General features: G+C 47.2%; 1 pseudogene. It reads right to left on the bottom strand.

Going from position 1 to position 248, the window contains the following annotated elements:
- Nucleotides 1-248 (bottom strand): annotated as a pseudogene (locus tag UNSWCS_RS12225) (baseplate assembly protein); the annotation flags it as partial.

The following is a 248-nucleotide window of genomic DNA, read 5'->3' as shown; positions in this document are numbered from 1 at the left end:
GTTTGGATATATTCGCACTTTAGCGGGCTTGATTTTATAAAAATATCCAGCACCGATACGGCCGTAGTTTTTAATTCTCCTTTTTTGACGATCGCCTTTTCTTTGACGTAGGCGACGTCGCCGTTGTCGCTAGTTAAAACGGTTCCGGCCGGAATTATCGTATCCGCATCCCTAGGAGTCGAAAGCGAAAGCTCGATACCGGCCGTCGGTTTTTCTCCTTTTAGCCGCTCTATGCCGTATATCGCTAC

This window comes from Campylobacter concisus UNSWCS, from assembly GCF_000466685.1.
GTDB classification, from domain to species: domain Bacteria; phylum Campylobacterota; class Campylobacteria; order Campylobacterales; family Campylobacteraceae; genus Campylobacter_A; species Campylobacter_A concisus_A.
The sequence above is the reverse complement of the archived record's forward strand: the minus strand, read 5'-3'. Positions and strand labels throughout refer to the sequence as shown.